We start from the raw sequence: 24,203 nt of genomic DNA on the forward strand, positions 1-24,203 counted from the left end.
GGGTGGGGTGCCATGCCTGACACGTCGCCCCGCGTCACAACCGGATCCGTGGCCAGACGCCTTGGGATCTCACCCACGACGCTCAGGTCCTGGGACCGGCGGTACGGCATGGGCCCGGCGGCCCGCGAGGACGGGCGCCACCGGCGCTGGACCCCCGAGGACATCGCGATGCTGGAGGACATGTGTCGGCTGACCACCTCCGGAGTGCCCCCGTCGGAGGCGGCCGGTGTGGCGCTGTCCCGGGCGGGCCGGCCCCGTCCGGCTCGTACGCGACCGGCCTCCTCCGTCGTTCCGCGGCCCGTTCGCGCCCCGGGCTCGAGCGAGGGACTGCCGCTCGGCGACGTCCGCCACGCGTTCCGGGGCCTGGCCCGGGCCGCGGTCCGACTCGACAGCCTGACCATGGACGAGCAGCTGGCCGAACTGATGGCCACCCAGGGGCTCGTGATCGCATGGGAAGAGGTCATGGCGCCGACCCTGCACGCCGTGGGCCGCAAGTGGGAGTCCTCCGACGACCGCTACATCGAAGTCGAGCACCTGCTCTCCTGGCACATCTCCACCGCACTGCGCCGGTTCACCGGCAATGCTCCTCCGCCGGCCCGGGATGCCCCTCCGGTGCTGATGGCCTGCGTCCCCGACGAGCAGCACACCCTCCCTCTCGAAGCACTTGCCGCGGGCCTGGCCGAACGCGGACTGCCGACCCGCATCCTGGGAGCCGCGGTCCCCGCCGAGGCCCTGAACGCGTCGGTACGGCGGGTGGGCCCGTCCGCCGTCGTCCTGTGGTCCCAGGCCCGCCGCACCGCCGACCACAACCTGGCCCGCCACATCGTCGGCACCGGCTTCGGCGTCAGGGGCGCCCGGACGCACCCGCTGGTGCTGCTGGCCGGCCCGGGCTGGAGGAACAGTCCCTTGACCGCGGGCATGATGCGGCCCGGTGGTCTACGCGAGGCGCTGGAGGTACTGGCTCGGCATTGCGCTGCTGTCTCCGCTCCGCTGACGGCCCCCGCATCAGCCGACGGCCGACAGCTGACCGGCTCGCCGACCGCGGCGCGAAGCCGGGCGCAGCACCGCACAGGCACCGCCCGCCGACCCGGCGCGCGGTCTGCACCTGCGTCAGATCGCCTGAGTACGTGAGTGCCAGGACCTCACGCTGCACGCGCGGCAGACACACCGGCTCGCCCGTGACCACCACGCGGTCCGGGAGGCGGTCGTGATCATGGGCCGAGACCGCGGGCGGTCGTACGGCGGCTGCGGCCGAGGCGAGTTCGCGTCCGCGAGCACGGTCGGACGGCGCATCGGCGATCTTGTAATGGGCGCAGAGCCTCCAGCGGTCACGCCGCGCACGGACCCATCACGCCACGCCGGGCACGCCCGGCACCAGGCAGAACGCGAACGAGTCCGTCGGCCGGCCCCGGCGCCCGCCGCAACGGGAGACGGGAAGGCTTCTATAGGCTGATCGTGTGGCCAGCAGCGATGACCAAGACCCGACCAGCCCTCCCGGCAGCCTCCAGGCTTTCGCCGTCGCCCTGCGGCGTACGCACGGGGAGATCAGCAGGCTGGTCCACGGCTTCGCTCATGCGCAGGGACTGCACTCGACCGACGTACAGGCCCTCGCCGTGGTTCTGGACAGCCCGGAACCCCTCACCCCGGGGCGGCTGCGCGAGCACCTGGGCCTGACCTCGGGTGCGGTCACCGCCTGCCTCGACCGACTGGAGAAGGCCGGCCACATCCGCAGGACCCGCGACACCGCGGACCGCCGGGTGGTCCACATCCACTACGAGACCGGGGCCCGCGCGGCCGCGCGCCGGCACTTCCTGCCGCTGGCAGAGGCCGCCGCCCGGGCGGCCGACCGCTTCGACGAGCAAGAGCTGGCTACCGCGCTGCGGTTCCTCACCGCCCTCAACGACGAGTTGGCAGACCTGCGCGTACCGCGCCGCTGACCCTTCCGGCCGGCCACTGCCGACCAGCCGCCCACGCGCTGTGTCGACGACGGGCAAAGCCCGCCCGACGGGCGAAAGTTCCGGTGCATCCAAGACACCGCCTGCGGGTGAAGAGTGCGTGCACCGTTGTCCGGATGCTGTCCGGCAACCCGGATGCGGAGCAGCGGGTCGTTCGTGTCACAATTTATTTCAATCATTGAGATTCTTAATTGTTGTGATAGGACTCGGAGCCCAGATGACCAGCCGTCCGTCCCGTTGGCGCTTCCTGCTTCCCCTTGCCCTGCTCGTCGTATGGCTCGCGATCGGCGGCGGCCTCGGCCCGTACGCGGGGAAGCTGGGCGAGGTCTCCAGCAACGACCAAGCCGCGTTCCTGCCCCGCAGCGCCGAATCCACCCGCGTCATCGAGGAGCGGCGTGCCTTCCGGCAGGCGGAGACCCTGCCGGCGATCGTCGTATGGACGGCGCGCGGCGGTGGCCCCCTCGCCTCCGGGTCCCAGGAGCGGGCGACCGTCACGATGGCCGGCCTCGCGGGCGATTCGCGCGTGGTCGGAGCGCCCTCGCCCGCACTGCCCGCCGAGGACGGCGAAGCCCTCCGCGCGATCGTCCAGCTCCGACCGGACCTCGGCGAGGAGCTGACCGAAACCCTCGGCACGATCCGCGAGCGCGCCCAGGCCGTGTCCGGCACCACCGTGTGGATCGCGGGGCCGGCGGCGACGCAGGCCGACCTCTCGGGCGCGTTCGCCGGCATCGACGGACTGCTCCTCGGGGTCGCCCTGACCACGGTCCTGCTGATCCTGCTCCTCGTGTACCGCAGCGTCCTGCTGCCCCTGGCGATCATCCTGGGGGCGGTGTTCGCCCTGGGACTGGCGTGCGGCATCGTCTACTGGCTCGCGGACGCGGGCGTCGTACGCGTCGACGGGCAGGTGCAAGGGATCCTCTCGATCCTGGTGATCGGGGCCGCCACCGACTACGCCCTGCTGCTCTCGGCCCGCTACCGTGAGGAACTGGGCCGGCCGGGAGTCGAGCGATACGCAGCGATGGGGGCGGCTCTGCGCCGCTCGTTCGGGCCGATCGTCGCCAGTGCTGCCACCGTGGCGCTCGGCCTGATCGCGCTGCTGGCGAGCGATCTGTCGAACAACCGCGCGCTGGGACCGGTGGGAGCCATCGGCATCGGCTGCGCCGTGCTCAGCACGCTGACCTTCCTGCCCGCGGTGCTGGTACTGACCGGCAGGGCCTCGTACTGGCCCGCCCGGCCCAAGGCGGAGGGCTCGGCGGACGGGTCGCACGGTATCTGGCGCCGGATCGCCGCACTGGTGGATCGCGCCCCGCGGAAGGTCTGGACGGCCACCCTGGTGGCCCTTGTGGCCTGCGCCGCGTTCGCCCCGGCCCTGAACTCCCGGGGGGTCCCGCTCGACGAGATCTTCGTCAACGACGCGCCCTCCGTGGCCGCACAGGCCACCCTCGGACGCCACTTCCCCGCCGGCTCGGGCAACCCCGCCGTGATCATCGCCGACGCACCCGCAGCCGCCCGAGTGGCGGAGGCGGCGGCCCAGGTCGACGGCATCGACTCGGCCGCCCCGGTCGACGCCACCGGCCGGCCCGCGCCCGCCTCGCCGCTCGTCGTCGACGGGCGGGTGAGGATCGACGCCACGCTGTCCGCGGCGGCGGACAGCGACACCGCCAAGGACGCCGTCGCCCGCTTGCGCACCGCCGTGCACGCCGTGCCCGACGCGAACGCGCTCGTCGGCGGCTACACCGCCCAGCAGTACGACACCCAGCGCACCGCCGAACGCGACCGGATGCTCATCGTCCCGGTGGTCCTCGCGATCATCCTGCTCATCCTCGTGGCACTCCTGCGCTCTCTGGTCCTGCCGGTCCTGCTGGTCGCCACCGTCGCGCTGAACTTCGCGGCCACCCTCGGCGTCGCCTCTCTCGTCTTCGAGCACGTACTGGGCTTCACCGGCACCGACGCCTCGGTGCCGCTCTACGGGTTCGTCTTCCTCGTCGCCCTCGGCGTGGACTACAACATCTTCCTGATGTCCCGGGTCCGCGAGGAGTCCATGAAGCACGGGGTCCGCCAGGGGCTGCTGACCGGACTCACCGCCACCGGCGGCGTCATCACCTCGGCCGGCGTCGTACTCGCCGCGACCTTCGCGGCCCTGGGAGTGATTCCCCTGGCCTTCATGCTCCAGATCGCGTTCATCGTCGCCTTCGGCGTCCTCCTCGACACCCTGGTCGTACGGTCCCTGCTGGTGCCCGCCCTCGTCCGCGACCTGGGCCGGCATGCCTGGTGGCCCGGACCGCTCGGTCGCCCGTCCGCCCGGGAGGCGCAGGCCACGGCGCTCGGAGGCTGAACCGCGTCCGGCGGCGGCCGGAACGTGCCGCCGTCCCCGGTCCTCGGCTGCCGCGGAAGCCGTGGAGAGCCGGGAGCGGCGGCCCAACCCGCCCGGGATTACTTGGGCATCAGGACGGTGTCGATGATGTGGACGGTGGCGTTGGAGGTGGCCACGTCACCGCAGACGATGGTGGCCGTGTCGTTCACCTTGTAGGCGTCCCCGGATCCGCCGGTGGTGAGCGTGCCGCCCTCCAGGGTCTCGAACGACCCGTCCGCCAGGTCGGCCTTGTCGACCGTCCGGCCCACGGCGTGGTAGGTGAGGATCTTCGTCAGCGTGTCCTTGTCCGCCAGCACCTTGTCCAGGTCTGCCTTGGGAATCTTCGCGAAGGCGTCGTTGGTCGGCGCGAACACCGTGATGTCCTTCGCGTTGTTCAGTGTGTCCACGAGTCCGGCCCGCTCGACGGCCGCCACGAGAGTGGACAGAGCCGGGTTGCTCGAAGCCGCTGTGGCGACCGGTTCCTCGGCCATGTCGGTGAAGCTGCCCGCGCCCTCCTTCGGCACGGAGGCGCAGCCGGGTCCGAACGGCACGTCGCCCTGTCCGGCCCAGGCCTGTGGGGCGAGGACCCCCAAGGACAGGGGGAGGGCCGCGGCTGCGAACGCCGCGGCGGCACGGTGGCGTGTGTGCGAGATGTTCATGATGCGCTCCTTCCGCGGAGCGGGTCCCCACGGGCGCGGAGACCACGGCCCGGCGGTGCTCTCACAGAGCATTCGGTCCGGACCGGGGTTTCGGATGGGCCCGACAGCGATTGCCCGGTCGTGCATCGTTTGCGCGTCGTCTGACGGGTCTGGACGTCCAACCGGCGTCACGCGTCATCGCAGTGATCGAGGCCCGGCTGCTCGGTGTCGCATCAACGACATCAAGGTCGGGGCAGCGCTGTGGCGTTGGCCGGAACCAGTCCTGGCCTTGATCGGCGCCGTCACCGCCGGATGCCCCGCCTGCACCGGCCGCTTCCCGGGCGGCTCCGCGGACATCGTGTGGGCGGAAGACCCTGCGGTCGCGGGAACGGCGTCCAGCACCGGCAGCAGGCCGTCCGTGGGCCCTCGCGGCCTGCATCGCCCTGGCCCTGCACCGCCTCACCCGGGCGGCCGGCGGACGGCCTTGACCCGCACGGCCGGCCACCGGTCCTGCGCCCCGGCCGAAGGCCCGACCGGATCCCCCGCCGGCCGGGGCCTTCCCGTGCCCCGGGGGCGGTTCACCCGGCGGACACCCGGTGTCCGGGCGCCCGTCCGGGATTGGCGGTGGGGTTTGTCGGCCCGGCGTGCTTTGCTGGGGGCATGATCGATGAGTTCCTGGCCCATGGCCTGTCCGATGTGGAAGAGGCCGTCCGCAAGGCGGCGGCCATCGAGATCATGCCGCGATTCAGGCAGCTCGCCGAGCACGAGGTCGATGAGAAGAACGGCCCCCACGACCTGGTGACCGTGGCCGACCGCAAGGCCGAGGAGCACCTCACGGCCGCGCTGACGCGACTGCTGCCCGGCTCCGCCGTCGTCGGCGAGGAAGCCGTGCACGCCGACCCGGGCGTCTACGCGGCGCTGCGCGCCGACGCCCCGGTGTGGATCGTCGACCCCGTCGACGGCACCCGGCAGTTCGTGAATGGCGACCCCGCCTTCTGCACCCTGGTCGCCCTGGCGCTGCGCGGGGAGATCCTCGCCTCCTGGACCTTCGCCCCGGCGCTGGAGGAGCTGGCGACCGCCGTGCGCGGACAGGGCGCGTACGTCAACGGCAACCCGATCAGGAGCGGTTCGCCCGACGCGGGCGAGGCCCTGAAGGTCGCCATCGCCCACCCGCTCTACACCAGCGACGCGGACAAGCGGACCCTGGCCCGCCTCGACGTGCCCGGCGTCGCGGCCCGGCCGTGCGGTTCGGCGGGCCTGGAGTACCTGAAGGTGGCCCGCGGGGAGATGGACGGCCTGGCCTTCACCTGGCCCTCGGCCTGGGACCACGCGGCCGGGCTGCTGCTGGTCGCCGAGGCCGGCGGGGCGCAGAGCACCGTCGACGGTGTCCCCTTCCGGGTGGACCGGGACAACGCGCTGCCGTTCGCGGTCGGGCGCGACGAGCCCACGGCCGTACGCATCCGGGAGCTGCTCCGGGGCGCCTGAGCGGGTCCGGGCCGGTCCGGACGGATCCCGGACCGGCCGAGAGGTGTCCGGCCCGCCGCGTGCGGCGGAATATCCTGGGGGTGCAGGCGCCGCCGGAAACGAAGGAGTCGCAAGTGCCGTCGATTCTCGATGTGGTCGTGGTGGGGGCGGGGCCGAACGGGCTGACGGCCGCCGTCGAACTGGCCCGGCGCGGCTTCTCGGTGGCGGTCTTCGAAGCCGCCGACACGGTCGGCGGCGGCGCCCGGACCGAGGAGCTCACCCTTCCCGGCTTCCGGCACGACCCCTGCTCGGCGGTGCACCCGCTCGGCATCGGCTCGCCGGTCTTCGCCACGATGCCGCTGAAGAGGTACGGGCTGGAGTGGCTGCACGCCCCGCTGCCCATGGCGCACCCCTTCGACGACGGCACGGCCGCCGTCCTGTCCCGCTCGGTCGCCGAGACGGCGGCGTCCCTCGGGCCGCGCGACGCGGGCGCCTACCGGCGACTGGTCGGTCCGTTCCTCGGCAAATGGGACACCCTGGCCCGGGACTTCATGTCGCTGCCGAGCACCGCCCTGCCCCGGGACCCGCTCACGCTCGCCCGCTTCGGCCTCCGCGGACTGCCGCCCTCCACCTGGCTCCTGAGCCGCTTCCGCGACGAACGGGCCCGCGCGCTGTTCGCGGGCCTCGTCGCCCACGTCATCGCACCGCTCGACGGGATCGCCACCAGCGCCGTCGGCCTCGTCTTCGCGCTGGCCGCGCACGCGAACGGCTGGCCGATGCCGCGCGGTGGCTCGCAGTCCGTCTCCGACGCCCTCGCCGGATACCTGCGCGACCTCGGCGGGACCGTCCACACCGGCTTCGAGGTCAAGCGGCTCGACGACCTCCCGCCGGCACGCGCCTACGTCTTCGACACCTCGCCGACCGCGCTGGCCCGGATCGCCCGCCTGGGGCGCGCGTACGACGGCTACCGGTACGGCGCCTCGGTGTTCAAGCTCGACTACGCGCTGGACGGCCCCGTTCCGTGGACGGCCGAGGAGCCGCGCCGCGCCGGCACCGTCCAGATCGGCCCGCGCGCCCGGGACATCGACGCCGCCCTGCAGCTCGCCTCCGGCGGCCGGGCCCCGCGCAACCCCTTCCTCATCACCGCGCAGCCCAGCCTGGTCGACCCGAGCCGGGCACCCGAGGGCAAGCACGTGTTCTGGGCGTACGGACACGTCCCCGCGGGCTGGGACGGCGATCTCACCGAGGCCGTCGAATCCCAACTGGAGCGCTTCGCCCCGGGATTCCGCGACCTGGTGCTCGCCCGCGCCACGGCCGGCCCGCCCCGGCTCGCCGCCCGCAACCCCAACTACGTGGGCGGGGACATCGCCTGCGGGGCCGCTTCGGGACTCCAGCTCCTGCTGCGCCCCAAGCTGTCCCTCACCCCGTACTCGACGGCCCACCCGGCGGTCTTCCTCTGCTCCTCGGCGACCCCGCCGGGCCCGGGCGTGCACGGCATGTCCGGGCACAACGCCGCGAAGGCGGTCTGGCGGCACCTGCGAAAGGGCTCCTGATGGTCCGTATCACCCTGGTCCGCGGCGACATCACCGCGGAGAAGGCCGACGCCATCGTCAACGCGGCCAACTCCTCGCTGCTCGGCGGCGGCGGGGTCGACGGCGCCATCCACCGGCGCGGCGGGCCGGAGATCCTCGCGGCCTGCGAGGACCTGCGCCGCTCGCACTACGGCAAGGGGCTGGCGACGGGCCGGGCCGTCGCCACCACGGCCGGGCGGCTCGCCGCCGGGCACGTCATCCACACGGTGGGCCCGGTCTTCTCGCGCGACGAGGACCGCTCCGAGCTGCTGGCCTCCTGCTACCGCGAATCGCTGCGGGTTGCCGACGGGCTGGGAGCCCGCACGGTCGCCTTCCCGGCCATCTCCACCGGAATCTACGGCTGGCCGATGGACGACGGGGCGCGGATCGCGGTGGAGACGGTGCGCGGCGCCCGGACCGAGGTGCAGGAGGTGCGGTTCGTGCTCTACGACGCGGCCGCCTTCGAGGTATTCGAGGCGGCGGTGGCCGCCGCCGGCTGAGGCGCACCCCGGGGATCCGTCAGCGCGCGGAGCGTCCCGCCGCGCCCGGCGCGGGCCGGGGGTAGGTCCGGGACTGCTTGACGCTGCCGAACGCGAAGCTCGATTCGATCGAGGCGATCCCGGGGATGGCGTGGATCCGGTGGCGCACCAGGGACTCGTAGGCCTCCAGGTCCTCGATGACGACGCGGAGCAGGTAGTCGCTGCTGCCCGCCATCAGGTAGCAGTCCTGGATGTGCTCGATGACGGCGACGTGCTCCTCGAACAGCCGCACCGCTTCCGCCGTGTGGCGTTCCAGGCGGATCCGGACGAAGACGGTGACCGGAAGCCCGAAGGCGACCTGGTCCACCATGGCCGTGTAGCCGCGGATCAGGCCCGCCTCCTCCAGCCGTCGTACCCGGCGCAGACAGGGCGACGGGGACAGCCGGACACGGTCGGCGAGGTCCTGGTTGGACAGGCGGCCGTCGGCCTGCAACTCCCTGATGATCTGCAGATCGACTGCGTCCATGGTCACTCCTTGGCAGATTCTGCCCCAAACGTATGTCCGAGAGGCAGAACTGGCAATCGGCTGCCCCGGCCCAAGCCCTAGCGTTGCCCTCGCACGGACCGGATCGGTCCGGGTCTCAGAGGCTGGAGCACTTCCTTGGTCGCGACGAACACCACCCGGGCGACCCTGCCTCCCGATGCGGCGGGCCCGCGGGCCGGACACCCCGGCCGGCGCGGGCTCTCCCCACAGACCGAGGGCATGCTGGCCCTGCTGGTCACCGTGTCGATCTGGGCGGCCTTCGCGCTCAGCGCCCGGGCCCTGGCCGGTTCCTCGCTGCTTCCCGCCGACGCCGCCCTGCTGCGGTTCGGTGTCCCCCTGGTCGTCCTGTTCCCCGCCCTGTGGCGGCGCCGTCGCGCCATCGCCGCCGTGCGGCCCGGACCCGCCGTGAAGATCGTCTGCGGTGCGGGGGTGCCCTTCTTCCTGGCCGCGATGCACGGCGGCGCCCTGACCTCCGCCGCCTTCGTCGGCTCCATCGTCCCCGGCATGGTCCCGCTCTTCGTCTCCGCGATCATGATCCGTCGCGGCCACGGCCTCCCCCGCGGGACGCAGACGGCAGGGCTCGCCCTGATCGCGGCCGGAGTGATCGCCCTCGTCTGGCGCTACGTCGTACCGGTCGACACGGACGTACTCGCCGGCGCCGGCACGCTCCTCGTGGCCAGCGGGCTGTGGGCCCTCTACACGGTGGGACTGCGCGAGGTGGACCTCGATCCCGTCGGATCGATCGGCCTGCTCTGCCTGCCCTCCTTCGCGGTGATCGGCGTCCTGGTCCTCACCGGGGTGCTCCCGACCGGCATCGCGCACGCGGCGGGCAGCGACATCGCGCTGTTCCTCGTCGTACAGGGACTGGGCGTCGGACTGTGCGCGGGCCTCCTGTACGCCTTCGCCATCCGCCGGCTCGGCGCCGAGCGCAGCGCCGTCGTCGGCAGCCTGAGCCCCGTCGCCGTCGTCCTGCTCGCCATTCCGCTGCTCGGCGAGACCCCGACCCTCGCCGTGCTCGTCGGCGTACCCCTCATCACCGCCGGCGTCGTCCTCGCCAACCGCCGCCCACGACCCAAGGTTCCCGCAGATGCTTGAGCTCCTCCCCACGCCGCCCACCGACCCGCTGTGGGACCTCACCTACGAGTTCGGCAGCGACGAGCGGCCCGAACGTCTGAACCTCGTCCTCGGCGTCTACCGGGACCAGAGCGGAACCACGCCCGTCATGACGGCCGTGCGCGAGGCCGAGATCCGCCTGGCGGAGCGCTCCGCCTCCAAGGAGTACCGCGGGCTCTCCGGCAACGCCGCCTTCAACCGCTCCCTGCTGGAGCTGGTCCTGGGCCCGGGCGGGCCGACCGACCGCGCCGCGGCCGTCCAGACCGTCGCCGGGTCCGGCGCGCTGCGGCTGCTGGCCGATCTGATCTGCCGGACCCGCCCGGGCGCCACGGTGTGGATCAGCGACCCGGCCTACGTCAACCACCGGCCCATCCTGGAGGCCGCCGGACTGCGCGTGCGCACCTACGGCTGGCGCGACGCCGAGGGCGGCTTCGACACGGCCGGAGTGCTGCGGGAGCTGCGGGAAGCGCAGCGGGACGACGTCGTCCTGCTCCAGGGCTGCTGCCACAACCCCACGGGTGTGGACCCGCTGCTCGACGACTGGGAGGCGCTCGCCGAGTCGGCCGTCCGCGGCGGCTGGGTGCCCTTCGTGGACCTCGCCTACCACGGGCTCGGCGACGGCCTGGAGTCCGACCTGCTGCCCACGCGGATGATGGCGGCCCGGGTGCCGGAAATGCTGATCGCGGTCAGCTGCTCGAAGAACTTCGGCCTCTACAGCGACCGCGTCGGCTGCGCCATCGTGCTGGGCGCCTCGGACCGGGCCGTCCGGCACGCCGAGACCGCCCTGCAGAACGCCGCCCGGACCCTGTACTCGATGCCGCCCGAGCACGGCGCGGCCGTCGTGACCACGATCCTGCAGGACGAGGGGCTGCGCGCCGCCTGGCGGGTGGAGCTGGACGTCATGCGGGGCCGGATCATGGACAACCGGGCCGACCTGGTCGCGCACCTGAGCGCGCTCGGCTGCGCGGAGCAGGCGCGCTCGCTCGCCCGGCAGAAGGGCATGTTCTCGATGCTGCCGCTGGACGCCTCCCAGATGCTCCGGCTGCGCAGGCAGTACGCCATCTACGGCACGACCTCGGGGCGGATCAACATCGCGGGCATCCCCGCGCACCGGATTCCCTGCCTCGCGCGGGGCATCGCGGGCGTCCTCGGCGCGGGCAGCGCGGGTGAGGCGGCCGACGCGCTCCGGACGCTCCCGCGGCAGCAGTCCGGACCGGCCACGGCCGGCGCCGTGCAGTCCCAGGGGTAGCAGCGCGGCAGGAAGCGGGGGAGCCGGAGCGGTAGCGGTCGCACGGGCCGGGCCGCGCCGGCCCCGGACATGACAGTCCCCGGCAGTCCGTCGTTGCCATGAGCCATCCGCCGTCGCCGATGGCTCCCGTGGTCGACAAGTGCTGCCGGGGGCCTGGCCAGAGCCTGGACAAGGGTCACGCGGGCCTGAGGACGTCTCCAGAGGGAGGTGCGGCTCTTTCCGGTTATCCGGTGTATAGATGAGTTTCCTCCCAATTTGCCCTCAGTCAAGGCTTTCTGGAGACGTACTCTGTAAAGAAATCCGCGTCGCGCCCGGCAGGAGCCCGACGAAAGGTGCTGCCATGACCGCATGGCCCGTCCCACACGATTTCCGAGGGCCCGGAGCCACCGTCTGGACGCCCGAAACGGTCACCGCCGACCCCTACAACGCCCAGACGCCGTGGGCCGCCCTGGCCGAACCCGTCACCCCCGTGGGGGCCTTCTTCGTACGCGACCACTTCGGCGTCCCACGGACCGCGCCCGGCGACTGGCGGCTGCGGATCGGCGGCACCGCGGCCGCCGCCCCCTTCGCCATCGGCTACGAAGAACTGCTCACGATGGAGCACCGGGAACTGGACGTCGTCGTGGAGTGCGCGGGCAACGGCCGGGGCCTGATGGCACCCCGCCCGCCCGGCCTTCCGTGGAGCCAGCAGGCGGTGGGCTGCGCGCACTTCGCCGGGGTGCCCTTCCGTGCCCTCGCCGGACGGGCCCTGATCGGCCCGGCGGCCGTGGAGGTCGTCTTCACCGGAGCCGACTCCGGCCCCGTGCGCGGCCGCCGGACGGCCTTCGAGCGCAGTATCCCGCTCGCCGTCGCCCTCCACCCGGACACCCTCCTCGTCACCCGCATGAACGGCGAGCCGCTCGCCCCCGAGCACGGGGCGCCGGTCCGGCTGGTGGTCCCCGGGCGCTACGCCGTCGCCGACGTGAAGTGGCTGGTAGGGGCACGGGCCGTCACCCGGCCGTTCACCGGCGTCTTCCAGACCGAGCAGTACAGCTACGTGGCCTCGCGCGGCACCCCGGACGGGCCGGTGGCCGCCGTGCGGGTCAAGTCGCTCATCACCGAGCCCGAACCGGACACGGCCGTACGCCGCGGCCACGAGACGCTCGTCCGCGGCCGGGCCTGGTCGGGCGGCGGTGTGCCGCTGCTGGGCGTCGGGGTGCGCGCCGAGTACGAGGAGGAGGACGACAGCCACCACGAGCGCGGCTGGCACGAGGCCGTCCTGGAACCGGCCCCCGGCCCCTACGGCTGGAGCGCCTGGTCGTACCGGTGGACGCCGCAGCGGCCCGGCCCGTACCGGCTGCTGTCCCGTGCCACCGACGCCCACGGCGACGTACAGCCGGCCACGGCCCCGTGGAACGCCGGCGGCTACGGCTGCAACCCCGTGGCCTCCGTCGACGTGGTGGTCGTATGAACCCTCCCCGCCACGCGCGGCGCCCGCAGGTCCCCTCCCGGCGGCCGGGCCGCCGACCGCCGGGACCGGCGGCCGACACAGAGCCCCGAGTCCATGCCTCGGATAGGGTGAATCGGTAGGAATCAGGCCCCCCGGGGTGAGGTCGGTGCGTTGGACACTTACCAGTCGACGAGCGAGGTGCCCGATCCGCCGGCGGCGGCTGTCGGGTACGCGGGCGTACTCCGCGAGCTGCTGCCGATCGCGCTGTGGCGGGAGGACGCCGACGGGCGCATCGTGGAGTGGTCGCTGGCCGCCCAGGACCTCCTCGGGCACCGCCCCGAGGACATCATCGGCCTGCCCGGCGCCGCCGTACTCGTGCCTGAGGCCAACCACGAGCTCGCCGAGCAGCTGACCCGCCGCGTCCAGTCCGGCGAGACCGTCGTCGGCACCCTGCCCGTGCGCCACCGCGACGGCCACCGCGTCCCGATGGAGATGTGGATCGTCCCCGCCGTCGACCCGCAGGGCCGGATGGGGGCGCTGCTCATCGCCGTGGAGACCTCCGAGGTGCTCCACATGCGGGACTCCCTCGCCGCCCTCCAGAGCCTGTTCACCCAGTCGCCCATCGGCCTCGCCACCCTCGGCACCGACCTGCGCTTCCTGCGCGTCAACGACGCCCTGGCCCGGATGAACGGCGTCTCCGCCGCCGAGCACCTCGGCAAACGGCTCACCGAGGTGGTGCCCGGCGTCAACGCCGTCGCACTGGAGGCCACGATGCGGCAGGTCCTCGACCGGGGCACCGCCGTCGTCGACGTCCGCCGCACCGGCCGCACGCCCGCCGACCCCGAGAACGACCGGACCTGGTCCTGCTCCTACGCCCCACTGCTGGACGGCTCCGGCCGGGCGCTCGGCGTGATCGCCTCGCTCATCGACATCACCGAGGGCCAGCAGGCCCAGGCCGACGCCGAACGGGCCCGCCACCGGTTCGCCCTGCTCGCCGAGGCGGGCACCCGCATCGGCACGACCCTGGACCTCCACCAGACCGCCCAGGAGATCGTGGACGTCCTGGTCCCGCAGCTCGCGGACTCGGCCGACGTACAGCTGCTGGAAGCCGTCCTGGGCCCCGACGAGGGCCCGGTCCCCGCCGCCTCCACCCGCGGTGTCCTGCGCCGCCTGGCGGCCCATTTTCCCGACCCGACGGCCCCCACCGCGAAACTCGCCGCCGGCCAGACCTTCCAGATCCCCACGGGCACCACCTACGAGCAGGTCATCTCCGAAGGCCGGCCGATGAACCTCTACCTGTCCGACATCCCGGCCCTGATCACCTCCCCGCGGGCCGAGGCACTGCGCACCTACCTCGCCACCCTGGGCTCGGCCCGGCTCGTCCCGCTGGTCGCCCGAGGCACGGTGCTGGGCGCGGTAGCCGTGACGCGCACGCGCGAACGCGAGCCCTTCGACGAGGAGGACTGCGTCCTCGTCGACGAACTGGTCGCCCGCGCGGCCCTCAACATCGACAACGCCCGGATGTACACCCTGCAGCGCCAGGCGGCCCTGACCCTCCAGCGCAGCCTCACCAACAGCGCGCTGCCCGAGGTCCCGGGCCTCGAACTCACCGGGCGCTACCTGCCCGCCAGCGACCACGACGTCGGCGGGGACTGGTACGACGCCATCCCGCTGCCCGGCGGCCGGACCGGGCTGGTCATCGGGGACGTCATGGGCCACGGGGTCCACGCCGCGGCCGTCATGGGGCAGCTGCGGACAGCCGTACGGACCCTCGCGCGCCACGACGTACCGCCGGCACAGCTGCTGCGCTCCCTCGACGCCGTCGTGGCCGACCTGGGCGAGGACGAGATGGCCACCTGCGTGTACGCCGTCCACGACGCGGCGTCAGGCGTGTGCGCGGTCGCCCGCGCCGGCCACCCGCCGCCCGCCGTGGTCGCCACCGACGGCAGCATCACCTTCCTCGACGGCCCGCCCGGAACCCCGCTGGGCGCGGGCGGACAGGACTTCCGCACCGAGGAGGTACGGCTGCCCCCGGGAAGCCTGCTCGTGCTCTACACCGACGGCCTCATCGAGGCCCGGGACCGCGACCTCGACCAGGGGATGGCCCAGCTGGCAGGAGCCCTGCGCCGGGTGGAGCAGCCCCTGGGGCGGCTGTGCGACGGGATCCTGCGGGCGCTCCTGCCGTGCGCCCAGCAGGACGACGTGGCGGTACTGCTGGCCCGCGCCCGGCAGACGTGACCGCGGGCCGACCTGCGGACCGGCTCACCAGGCCAGGTCCTCCAGCGCGTCCAGGTCCAGCGGATCCGCGGCCTCCGGCTCAGGGCCCCCGGTCAGCGGCAGTTCGGCCCAGATGACCTTGCCGCGCTCCGTGTAACGGGTGCCCCACCGGTCGGCGTACTGCGCGACGAGGAACAGTCCGCGCCCGCCCTCGTCGGTGGTGGCCGCGTACCGCAGGTGCGGCGAGGTGCTGCTGCCATCGGAGACCTCGCAGATGAGGCTGCGGTCGCGCAGCAGACGGACCCGCACGGGCGCGCTCCCGTACCGGATGGCGTTGGTGATCAGCTCGCTGAGGATCAGCTCGGTGGTGAAGGAGATGTCCTCCAGCCCCCACGCGACGAGCTGCGCCGCGCCCGCGTTGCGCACCCGCGAGACGGCCGAGGGATCGCCGGGCACCTCCCACTCGGCGATCCGGTCGGCCTCCAGCCGCCGGGTGTCGGCGATCAGCAGGGCGATGTCGTCGCTCGGCACCGGGAACAGCATCGTGGCGAGCACGTCCGCACAGGCCTCGTCGGGGCTGCGGCCGGGCCGGTCCAGGGTCTCGCCCAGCAGCCGCAGACCGGAGTCGAAGTCCCGGTTGCGATCCTCCACCAGGCCGTCGGTGAACAGCACCAGCCGGCTCCCCTCCGGGAGCGTGAACTCGGCGGCCTCGAAGGGCATGCCACCGACGCCCAGTGGCAGCCCGGCCGGCAGCTCGGGGAACTCGACGTCCCCGCCGGGCCGGATCAGCGCGGGCCCGGGGTGACCGGCGCTGGCCATCAGACACCGCCCGGCGACCGGGTCGTAGACCGCGTAGAGGCAGGTGGCGCCGGTGACCCCGGCCGGCTCGGACACCCCGTCCGAGAGGTCCTCGTCCGTCCCCTCCCCGTTCCCGATCCCGCTCTCGTTCTGGTCGATCCGGTTGATCAGCTCGTCGAGGTGCCCGAGCAGCTCGTCGGGCGGCAGGTCCAGGGTGGAGAAGTTGTGCACCGCGGTCCGCAGCCGGCCCATGGTGGCCGCCGCGTGCACCCCGTGCCCGACGACGTCGCCGACGACCAGGGCCACGCGGCCGCCCGGCAGGGGGATCACGTCGAACCAGTCCCCGCCCACCCCCGCCGTCGCGGGCAGGTAGCGGTAGGCCACCTCCACGGCGTTCTGGGCGGGCAGCACCCGGGGCAGGAGACTGCGCTGGAGCGTCACGGCCATCGCGTGCTCACGGGTGAAGCGACGGGCGTTGTCGATGGACACGGCCGCGCGCGCACCCAGCTCGGTCGCGAAGGAACGGTCCTCCTCGTCGAAGGCCTCCGGGGTGTCGGCCGCCCGCCAGAAGTTCGCCATGCCCAGGACCACGCCCCGGGCCCGGAGCGGTACGGAGATCAGCGAGTGCAGCCCGTAGTCCAGTGCCACGCGGGTGCCCTGGGAGTCCTGGGCCCGCCAGCCCATGGCCGCGTTCAGATCGGCCGCGAGCACCGCGTGCCCTGCGTCCAGGGCAGCCGCCATCGGCGCCGTCGGCACCACGAAGCGGATGATGTCGCCGACCGGCTGGAGCGGCGAGTCGGGGCGGATGCCGGTGATGGCCGCCCGGCGCATCTCCGTGTAGACGCCGTTGACCGACGAGGGCTCGTCCCCGTGCAGCACCGGCTCCAGCAGCTCCACCGTGACGAAGTCCGCGAACCGGGGGACGGCGACCTCCGACAGCTCCTCCGCGGTCCGCACCACGTCCAGGGTCGTACCGATCCGCACACCGGCGTCGTACAGCAGCTGGAGCCGGCCGCGGGCCACCTCGGCCCGGCCGGAGAGCGCGGCGAGCTCGGTGGAATCGCGCAGGGTCACGACGCTGCCCGTGGGCATGCCCCGGTACTCCTTGGTGGGCCGTACGTTGACCGCGAGCAGCCGGTCGCCCGCCAGGTGCACGTGGTCGGTCACGACCCGGCCGGAGACGAGCAGTTCGGTGGTGCGCTCGTCGAGGCCGAGGTCGGCGACGTACCTGCCCTCGGCGTCGGGCGGCAGGGCGAGGAGCCGGCGGGCCTCGTCATTGGCCAGGACGAGCCCCTGGTCGGCGTCGATGATGACCACGCCCTCGCGCACGGCGTGCAGCACGGCCTCGTGGTGCTCGTTGATCCGGGTCATCTCGGCGGCGCCCAGGCCGCGGGTCTGGCGCCGCAGCCGGCCGCTGACCAGGGCGGCGCCGCCGGTGCCGAGCACCAGGGCGCCCGCGGCGGCGCCGAGCAGGAGCGGGAGCTGGCCCTCGACCACCTGGGCGACGTTCTCGACCTCTATGCCGGTGCCGACCAGGCCGACGACCGTGCCGTCGGCGTCCCGTACCGGCACGACCGCCCGGACGGCGTCGCTCGGTTCGCCCGTGAAGGTCTCGGTGAAGGCCTTCCCGGCGATGGCCCGGCTGAGGTCGCCCGTGGCCCGTTGTCCGATCAGCTCGGGCCGGGAGTCGGTGTAGCGGACCCCCTTGATGTCCATCACGGCGATGAAGTCGACGCCCGAGCCCCGGCGGGCGGCCTCGGCCAGCGGCTGCAGCACGGCGGTCGGATCCGCCGCCCTCAGCGCCGACGCGATACCGGGGGAGTGCGAGAAGGCCTCCGCCGCCGCGAGCGAGCGGTGGCGGGCGTCGCGCAGGCTGTCGTACTGGGCCTGCAGCACCAGGGCCGCCGAGGCGGCGGCGATCAGCAGGACCACGATCACCGCCTGGAGGGCGAAGACCTGACCCGCGACGCTGTGCGCCCACCGGACCGGGCGCGCGGGCAGGCGCGAACCCCACCCGGTCGGCTGGCGACCAAAACGTCCGGTCATGAGCCCTTTCTAACACTGTCCGGAGGGTTTGGTGCGGCTGCCGGTGCACAGGAGGCCGCACGGTACGCCCGGGGACCGAGGCCGACGTGGGAGGTGAAGTGCTGGCGGAAGGTGACCTCGCTGGCGAAACCGGCCCGGCGGGCCACCTCCGGCACCGGATGATCGGTGCGTTCCAGCAGCTTGCGGGCGGCGTCCAGACGGTGTCCGAGCAGCCACCGGTGCGGGGTGGTGCCGGTGGCGGCGGCGAAGTGCCGGGCGAAGGAACGCGGGGACATCCCGGCCCAGTCGGCCATGGTGGCCACCGACAGGGGCTCGTGCAGCGAGCGCAGGGCGCGCTCCCGTACGGCGGCCAGTGCCTCGGCGGTCCGGTCCGCGGCAGGGACGGGCCGGTCCAGGTACTGGGCGTGGTCCCCGGTGCGGAAGGGGCCCGTCACCATGGAGCGGGCGATGGCGGCGGCGGCCTCGGCGCCGTGAGCCTGCCGCACGAGGTGCAGACACAGGTCGATGCCGGAGGCCACCCCGGCGGAGGTCCACAGCCCGCCGTCCTCGACGTAGAGCGGGGCCTCCTCCACCAGGATCCCCGGGTAGCGGGCGGCGAGCTCGGGGGCCAGCCACCAGTGGGTGACCGCGCGGCGGCCGTCCAGCAGACCGGCCTCCGCCAGGATGAACGCCCCGGCGCACAGGGCGGCGATCGGCACGCCCCGGCCGTGCGCCTCGCGCAGGGCGGCGAGGACCGGCTCGGGGGTCGGGTCGGCGGGCTCGGCCAGCGCCGGTACGACGACCAGGTCCGCCGCGGCCAGCCAGTCGAGCCCGCGGTCGGGGGCCAGGGTCAGCCCGCCGGGCAGCGGGATCGGACCGGGTTCCACGGCGCACCGGCGGAGCTCGAAGCCGGGCACCCCGGCGCGGCTGCGGTCCGGGCCCCAGACCTCGGTGATGACGGCGAGGTCGAAGCTGCGGATACCGGGCTGGACGACGATCGCGACGCGGCGCATGCGGCCAGTGTGCCAGGGGATCAGACTGCCATCCTGGCAGGATCCCATCGGTACGGGGCCACGCAGCCGCTGTCGGGCCTGCGGCCCGGCGGACAGCATGGAGCCATGACGACGACCGCGATCGAGATCGCCCCCAACAGTGCCCTGCTGGTCATCGACGTGCAGAAGGGCTTCGACGAGGAGTCCTTCTGGGGCCCGCGCAACAACCCGGCGGCGGAGGACAACATCGCCGCCCTGATGGACGACTGGCGGGCGGCCGGCCGCCCCGTGGTCCTCGTGCAGCACGCGTCGGTGCAGCCGGGCTCCGTCCTGGCCCCGGACCACCCCGGGTACGGCTTCAAGGACCTGGTCGAGAAGCGGCGCGAGGGGGCGCTGGTGATCACCAAGACCGTGAACTCCGCCTTCTACGGCACTCCGGACCTGGCCGACTGGCTCACCGCCCGGGGCATCGGCCAGGTGGTGGTGGTCGGCATCCAGACGAACATGTGCGTCGAGACCACGGCGCGGATGGCGGGGAACCTGGGCCTCGACGTGCTGGTCCCGCTGGACGCCACCCACACCTTCGACCTCGCCGGGCCGGCGGGCCTCGCCCTGACGGCGGACGAGCTCGCCACCGCCACCGCGGTGAACCTCGATGGCGGCGGCTTCGCCCGCGTGATCACCACGGCCGACCTCCTCGGCTAGCCCCGCCCGAAGCCTCGGCCGGGCCAATTCCAGCCTCGCCGGCGTTTGAGGCGCGGGGTCTGGGGCGGAGCCCCAGGAAACCCGGCTCCGCCGGGCACCGGGCTCTGCCCGGACCCTCCCCCAGCTACCGCTGGGAGGTGCCCCCTGCTCAAACGCCGGAGGGGCTGGATGTGGCGAGGCCGGATCGCCCGGCGGGGTCGGGACAGGTGAGGGCCCCGCCCCGGGGTGGTGGGGGCGGGGCCCTCGGAGGTGGCGGCCGCGTCAGAGCACGTCGGCGGCGATGTTGGCCGCGACCTGCTCCAGCAGGGGACCCGCGTTCGGGATGGACCTGGCCGGGTCGGGCTCCAGGTCCGTGAGCGGGTACGCCTTGCGGATACCGGCCCCCTCCAGGGCCTCCTGGGTCAGCAGCAGCCGGCCGCAGACCGCCACCACCGGCTTGCCCGCGGCGCGCGCCGCGGCCGCGACACCCGCCGGTGCCTTGCCGTGCAGGGTCTGCTCGTCCAGGGAGCCCTCACCGGTGATGACCAGCGTGGCCCGCTCCAGCGCGGGGGCGAATCCCAGCACCTCCAGCATCAGCTCGATGCCGGGACGGAACGTCGCGCCGAGCAGCAGGGCTCCGTAGCCGATGCCGCCCGCGCCACCCGCACCCGGCAGCACCGCGCACTCGGCGGCCTTCGCGCCGATCGACTTCTCCAGCACCACCGCGAAGTGCGCCAGCGCCGCGTCGAGCGTCGCCACGTCCTCGGGCGAAGCGCCCTTCTGCGGGCCGTAGACCGCCGCGCAGCCCTTCGGGCCGGTCAGCGGGTTGTCCACGTCGCTCGCGAGGACGAACTCCACCTCCGCGAAGCGCGGGTCGACGCCGGACAGGTCGGCCGAGGCCAGCTCGGCCAGCGCGCCACCGCCCGGACCGACCGGTTCGCCGTTCGCATCCAGGAACACCGCACCGAGCGCGGCCAGCATGCCGGCGCCGCCGTCGGTGGTGGCGCTGCCGCCCACGCCGAAGACGATCGAGCGCGCGCCCGCGTCCAGCGCGGCCTTGAGGAGCTCGCCCGAGCCGTACGTGGTCGCCGTCAGCGCGGCGAAGGTGCCGGCCGGCAGCAGCTGCAGCCCGGAGGCCTCCGCCATCTCGACCACCGCGGTGCCTCCGCGCAGCGCGAAAGCGGCCGTGACCTGGTCGCCGAGGGGTCCGGTGACCCGTACCTCCCGGCGTTCGAAGCCGGCTGCCACGGCTGCCGCGACCGTTCCGTCGCCGCCGTCCGCGACGGGGAGGGTCTCGATCTCCACGTCCGGTACGGCCCTGCGGAGTCCGGCCGTGACCCGCTCCGCGACCTGAACGGCCGTGAGCGAGCCCTTGAATTTGTCCGCGGCGATGAGCACGCGCGCGGTCTCAGTTACTGCTCCGTCCGTCACCTTGCTATTCCCTTGCTATCGAACAGTGCAGTCGCGCCGCCATGAGCTTATCCGGAGGATCCTCCTATGCCCATGAGTGGCCTGGGCCACACCCGGCGCGGCATGCCCCTAAATCGGGATATACGCCTGCATAGTGTGGCCGCATGAGCGCGGAATCCCTGGAACAGCCACGTCCGGACACCCCCGGAGGCGGATCCGACGGTCCCGCGGACGGCACCCCCGACCACGTCGTCGTCACCGTGGGTGTGATCGCCGTGCTGGCCGTCGTCGCCTGGGCGGCACTGGGCAAGGACTCCTTCGACACCGCCTCGGGCACCGCGCTCTCCTGGGTGCTGGGCAACTTCGCCTGGCTGTTCGTGATCGCAGCCGATGTCTTCCTCGTCATGTGCGTCGTGCTCGCCATCAGCCGCTTCGGCCGGATCCGGCTCGGCGCCGACGACTCCGAGCCGGAGTTCACCAACCTCGCGTGGATCGCGATGATGTTCAGCGCCGGCATGGGCATCGGCCTGATGTTCTACGGGGTGGGGGAGCCCTCACCCATTACCTGGCCCCGCCCCCGGCCTCCGGGGCGGCCCCCGCCACCGGCGCCGCCGCCCTCGCGGCCATGGAGTACTCCTTCTTCCACTGGACCCTCACCCCCTGGGCGATCTACGGCATCGCCGGCCTCGCCCTGGCCTACGCGACCTTCCGCAAGGGCCGCGGCAACCGCCTCAGCTCCGCCTTCGTCCCCCTGATCGGCGAGGAACGGGCGGGCGGCCCGGCCGGCCGGGCCATCGACCTGCTGGCGGTGTTCGCCACGGTCTTCGGCACCGCCACCAGCCTCGGTCTCGGCGCGCTCCAGGTCTCCAAGGGGCTGAACCTCACGACCGGCGTCGAGGACTCCGTCACCCTGGAGCTGATCATCATCGGCTCCCTGTCGGCGGCCTTCGTCCTCTCCGCCTTCTCCGGCCTGCACAAGGGCGTGAAGTGGCTCAGCACCATCAACCTCGTGCTGGCCGCCGTCCTGATGCTCTTCGTCTTCGTGCTCGGCCCCACCGTCTACATCCTCGACGTGCATCCCCTCCAGCATCGGCGGCTACCTGCACGAACTGCTGCCGATGGCCAGCCGCACCGGTGCCTTCACCGACTCCAAGTGGCTGGGCGCGTGGACGATCTTCTACTGGGCGTGGTGGCTCTCCTGGGCGCCGTTCGTCGGCACCTTCATTGCCCGCATCTCGCGCGGCCGCACCATCCGCGAGTTCCTGATCGGCGTGCTGCTCGTCCCCAGCGGGGCCACCGTCATCTGGTTCTGCGTGATGGGCGGCACCGCCATCCGCCTCGACTCCACCGGCGCCGTGGACTTCGCCGTCAAGATCAAGGACGGTACGGAGGCCTCGCTCTTCGCGATGCTGGACGCCCTGCCGCTCTCCGCGGTCACCTCATGGGTCGCCATGGTCCTGGTCATGACCTACTTCGTCACCAGCGCCGACTCGGCCTCCCTGGTGATGGGCTCGCTCACCAGCCGCGGCTCCCTCAACCCGCCCACCTGGCTCGTCGTCACCTGGGGCGTGCTGATGGCCGCCGTCGCCGCCGTCCTGCTCGTCGCGGGCGGCCTCAAGTCGCTGCAGACCGCCACCATCCTGGTCGCCCTGCCCTTCGTCGTCGTCATGCTGCTGCTCTGCTGGGCCCTGGTGAAGGAACTCCGCACGGACCCCGGCGCCGGACCCGCCCGCCACCACCCCCTGCACGGCATGCGGGACGCGGTCCGGGCCATGGTCGGAGACGCCCTCACCGAACAGGGGACGACCGGACACCACCGCCTGCGACGCGTCGCCGCGTCCCGGGGAGGCGACCGCGAGGACGGTACCGGCGGGTCGCGGCCCTGATCTCGGTAGGGTGGCCGGGTGACCACCACGGATGACTACGCCACGTACATCGCGAGCCTGCCCCGGGTGCTGGCCGGCGCGGCCGCGCTCTACCGGGACACCGCCGGACGGGTCCTGCTTGTCGAGCCCAACTACCGCGAGGGCTGGGCCCTGCCGGGCGGCACCATCGAGTCGGACCAGGGCGAGTCACCGCGCGCCGCCGCCCGTCGCGAGAGCGCCGAGGAGATCGGCCTCGACCTGCCGCTGGGCCGCCTCCTCGCCGTGGACTGGGTGCTGGGCACCGGCCGCCCGCCGGTGGTCGCGTACGTCTACGACGGGGGTGTGCTCGACGACGCCCAGCTCGCCTCGATCGTGCTCCAGGAGGACGAACTGATCTCCTGGCGGCTGGTCGAGCCGGCCGAACTCACCACGTACCTGCTCGGATCGCTCGGACTGCGCACCCAGGAGGCGTACCGGATCCTGCAGTCGGGCGAGGGAACGGCGGAACTGGAGAACGGCCGGCGCCCGGCCGCCCCGTAACACCGGGCTTACTTCGACCAGGACAGAATCAGCAGATGATCACGATGTACGCGTGGCCCAGCACCGCCGACGGGCCCGACGCCCTCCCCATGGTGCACTTCACCACCGACCAGCAGGCCGGCGGTGAGGTGACCCCGGAGGGAACCCCGGTCTGGATGTTCGACACCGCGATACGCGAGGGCGGCTGGGCGCAGTTCACCGATTTCGAGGCCTGGTCCGCACCGGCCGCCGGCTGGCAGGCCTTCTACCGCCGCGAGGACGACCTCCTCGCCGTCACCGGACCCGGCTCCTGCGAGGGCTGGTACCAGGGCAACCTCGGCGCTGACGCCGACTGGGTGGCGGCCGCCGCCGCCCAGCAGAGCGTGGTCCTGCTCGCCGCCCCGGTCCAGCACCCCTCGCTGTACAGCTACGCCGTGGAGGCGGGCGCCGCCTTCGCGCTGCTCGTCCCGCTCCTCGTCGTCTGACCCCGCGGGGTCAGGCCAGGAGCTTGGCCTTGGCGCGGTCGAACTCCTCCTGCGTGATGTCGCCCTTGTCCTTGAGCGCGGACAGTTTGTGCAGCTCGTCCGCACTGCCGCCGCCGGAGCCCGCCGTCTTCTGGACGTAGTCCCGGAAGGCGGCCTCGTTCTCCTGGACCTGCTTCAGGTCGCGTTCGCCCATGCTCTTGCCCCGGGCGATCAGGTAGACGAACACGCCGAGGAAGGGCAGCAGGAGTACGAAGATCAGCCATCCCGCCTTCCCCCAGCCGCCGAGGCTGTGGTCACGGAAGATATCCGTGATGATCTTGAAGAGCAGGAAGAACCACATGATCCACAGGAACAGGTACAGCATCGTCCAGAAGATGTTGAGAAGCGGATAGTCGTCCATGCCCGACTCCGAT

The 24,203-nt window shown here is 73.1% G+C and carries 19 protein-coding genes and 1 pseudogene; 14 read left to right on the top strand and 6 right to left on the bottom strand.

Annotated elements, in window-relative coordinates; genetic code table 11:
- Positions 1 to 12 precede the first annotated feature (12 nt).
- The 3 genes from OG444_RS30500 (at position 13) to OG444_RS30510 (ending at position 4,290) form a co-directional block, all read left to right on the top strand.
- Complete coding sequence (locus tag OG444_RS30500) at positions 13 to 1,131, top strand: MerR family transcriptional regulator (protein ID WP_442810654.1); 1,119 nt, start codon at positions 13 to 15, stop codon at positions 1,129 to 1,131.
- Positions 1,132 to 1,457: 326 nt separating this feature from the next.
- A complete protein-coding gene (locus tag OG444_RS30505; RefSeq protein ID WP_327265211.1) occupies positions 1,458 to 1,937 on the top strand; it encodes a MarR family winged helix-turn-helix transcriptional regulator in 480 nt (159 codons plus the stop codon).
- Positions 1,938 to 2,172: 235 nt separating this feature from the next.
- Positions 2,173 to 4,290 carry an MMPL family transporter gene (locus OG444_RS30510; RefSeq protein WP_327265212.1) on the top strand — a complete coding sequence of 706 codons (2,118 nt, stop codon included), beginning with the start codon at positions 2,173 to 2,175 and terminating at the stop codon, positions 4,288 to 4,290.
- Positions 4,291 to 4,388: 98 nt separating this feature from the next.
- Here OG444_RS30510 and OG444_RS30515 read toward each other — a convergent pair whose 3' ends face one another.
- Positions 4,389 to 4,967: a fasciclin domain-containing protein gene (locus tag OG444_RS30515; protein ID WP_327265213.1), complete on the bottom strand. Its 579-nt coding sequence runs from the start codon at positions 4,965 to 4,967 to the stop codon at positions 4,389 to 4,391.
- 639 nt (positions 4,968 to 5,606) lie between these two features.
- Here OG444_RS30515 and OG444_RS30520 point away from each other — a divergent pair.
- From OG444_RS30520 to OG444_RS30530, 3 genes are all read left to right on the top strand, one after another.
- Positions 5,607 to 6,431, top strand: coding sequence for an inositol monophosphatase family protein (locus OG444_RS30520; protein WP_327265214.1), 825 nt, complete (start codon positions 5,607 to 5,609; stop codon positions 6,429 to 6,431).
- A gap of 113 nt (positions 6,432 to 6,544) precedes the next feature.
- The gene (locus OG444_RS30525; RefSeq protein WP_327265215.1) at positions 6,545 to 7,963 is read left to right on the top strand and encodes a phytoene desaturase family protein; all 1,419 of its coding nucleotides are present in this window, start codon (positions 6,545 to 6,547) and stop codon (positions 7,961 to 7,963) included.
- Positions 7,963 to 8,481 (top strand): O-acetyl-ADP-ribose deacetylase, encoded by a 519-nt coding sequence (locus OG444_RS30530; protein ID WP_327265216.1) that lies wholly within the window; start codon positions 7,963 to 7,965, stop codon positions 8,479 to 8,481. The genes OG444_RS30525 and OG444_RS30530 overlap by 1 nt, the downstream gene beginning before the upstream one ends.
- Positions 8,482 to 8,500: 19 nt before the next feature.
- Here the strand turns inward: OG444_RS30530 and OG444_RS30535 are convergent, their stop codons facing one another.
- The gene (locus OG444_RS30535) at positions 8,501 to 8,986 is read right to left on the bottom strand and encodes an Lrp/AsnC family transcriptional regulator (RefSeq protein WP_327265217.1); all 486 of its coding nucleotides are present in this window, start codon (positions 8,984 to 8,986) and stop codon (positions 8,501 to 8,503) included.
- Between the two features lie 135 nt (positions 8,987 to 9,121).
- On the opposite strand from OG444_RS30535, the gene OG444_RS30540 reads away from it, so the two are divergent.
- The 4 genes from OG444_RS30540 (at position 9,122) to OG444_RS30555 (ending at position 15,033) form a co-directional block, all read left to right on the top strand.
- Entirely contained in the window at positions 9,122 to 10,099 is a 978-nt protein-coding gene (locus tag OG444_RS30540; RefSeq protein WP_327265218.1) for a DMT family transporter, read from the top strand.
- Positions 10,092 to 11,366, top strand: coding sequence for an aromatic amino acid transaminase (locus OG444_RS30545; protein ID WP_327265219.1), 1,275 nt, complete (start codon positions 10,092 to 10,094; stop codon positions 11,364 to 11,366). The genes OG444_RS30540 and OG444_RS30545 overlap by 8 nt, the downstream gene beginning before the upstream one ends.
- A gap of 340 nt (positions 11,367 to 11,706) precedes the next feature.
- A complete protein-coding gene (locus tag OG444_RS30550; RefSeq protein WP_327265220.1) occupies positions 11,707 to 12,816 on the top strand; it encodes a molybdopterin-dependent oxidoreductase in 1,110 nt (369 codons plus the stop codon).
- A 150-nt stretch (positions 12,817 to 12,966) separates the two neighbouring features.
- A complete protein-coding gene (locus OG444_RS30555) occupies positions 12,967 to 15,033 on the top strand; it encodes a SpoIIE family protein phosphatase (RefSeq protein ID WP_327265221.1) in 2,067 nt (688 codons plus the stop codon).
- 24 nt (positions 15,034 to 15,057) lie between these two features.
- Here OG444_RS30555 and OG444_RS30560 read toward each other — a convergent pair whose 3' ends face one another.
- Both OG444_RS30560 and OG444_RS30565 read right to left on the bottom strand, forming a co-directional pair.
- Positions 15,058 to 17,856 (bottom strand): SpoIIE family protein phosphatase, encoded by a 2,799-nt coding sequence (locus tag OG444_RS30560; protein ID WP_327265222.1) that lies wholly within the window; start codon positions 17,854 to 17,856, stop codon positions 15,058 to 15,060.
- Entirely contained in the window at positions 17,853 to 18,848 is a 996-nt protein-coding gene (locus tag OG444_RS30565; protein WP_327265223.1) for a GlxA family transcriptional regulator, read from the bottom strand. The genes OG444_RS30560 and OG444_RS30565 overlap by 4 nt, the downstream gene beginning before the upstream one ends.
- 105 nt (positions 18,849 to 18,953) lie before the next feature.
- Between OG444_RS30565 and OG444_RS30570 the strand changes: the two genes are divergently transcribed.
- Entirely contained in the window at positions 18,954 to 19,532 is a 579-nt protein-coding gene (locus OG444_RS30570; protein WP_327265224.1) for a cysteine hydrolase family protein, read from the top strand.
- A 261-nt stretch (positions 19,533 to 19,793) separates the two neighbouring features.
- Here the strand turns inward: OG444_RS30570 and OG444_RS30575 are convergent, their stop codons facing one another.
- Positions 19,794 to 20,942 (bottom strand): glycerate kinase, encoded by a 1,149-nt coding sequence (locus OG444_RS30575; protein WP_327265225.1) that lies wholly within the window; start codon positions 20,940 to 20,942, stop codon positions 19,794 to 19,796.
- 143 nt (positions 20,943 to 21,085) lie between these two features.
- Between OG444_RS30575 and OG444_RS30580 the strand changes: the two are divergent.
- From OG444_RS30580 to OG444_RS30590, 3 genes and pseudogenes are all read left to right on the top strand, one after another.
- Positions 21,086 to 22,807, top strand: a pseudogene (locus OG444_RS30580) (BCCT family transporter).
- Positions 22,808 to 22,825: 18 nt separating this feature from the next.
- Positions 22,826 to 23,326, top strand: coding sequence for an NUDIX hydrolase (locus OG444_RS30585; RefSeq protein WP_327265226.1), 501 nt, complete (start codon positions 22,826 to 22,828; stop codon positions 23,324 to 23,326).
- Positions 23,327 to 23,361: 35 nt separating this feature from the next.
- Positions 23,362 to 23,790: a hypothetical protein gene (locus OG444_RS30590; protein WP_327265227.1), complete on the top strand. Its 429-nt coding sequence runs from the start codon at positions 23,362 to 23,364 to the stop codon at positions 23,788 to 23,790.
- 10 nt (positions 23,791 to 23,800) lie between these two features.
- Here the strand turns inward: OG444_RS30590 and OG444_RS30595 are convergent, their stop codons facing one another.
- On the bottom strand, positions 23,801 to 24,190 hold the full coding sequence (locus OG444_RS30595) for an SHOCT domain-containing protein (RefSeq protein WP_327265228.1): 390 nt from the start codon (positions 24,188 to 24,190) through the stop codon (positions 23,801 to 23,803).
- Between the last annotated feature and the right edge of the window lie 13 nt (positions 24,191 to 24,203).

The organism is Streptomyces sp. NBC_01232 (assembly GCF_035989885.1).
Classification (GTDB): domain Bacteria; phylum Actinomycetota; class Actinomycetes; order Streptomycetales; family Streptomycetaceae; genus Streptomyces.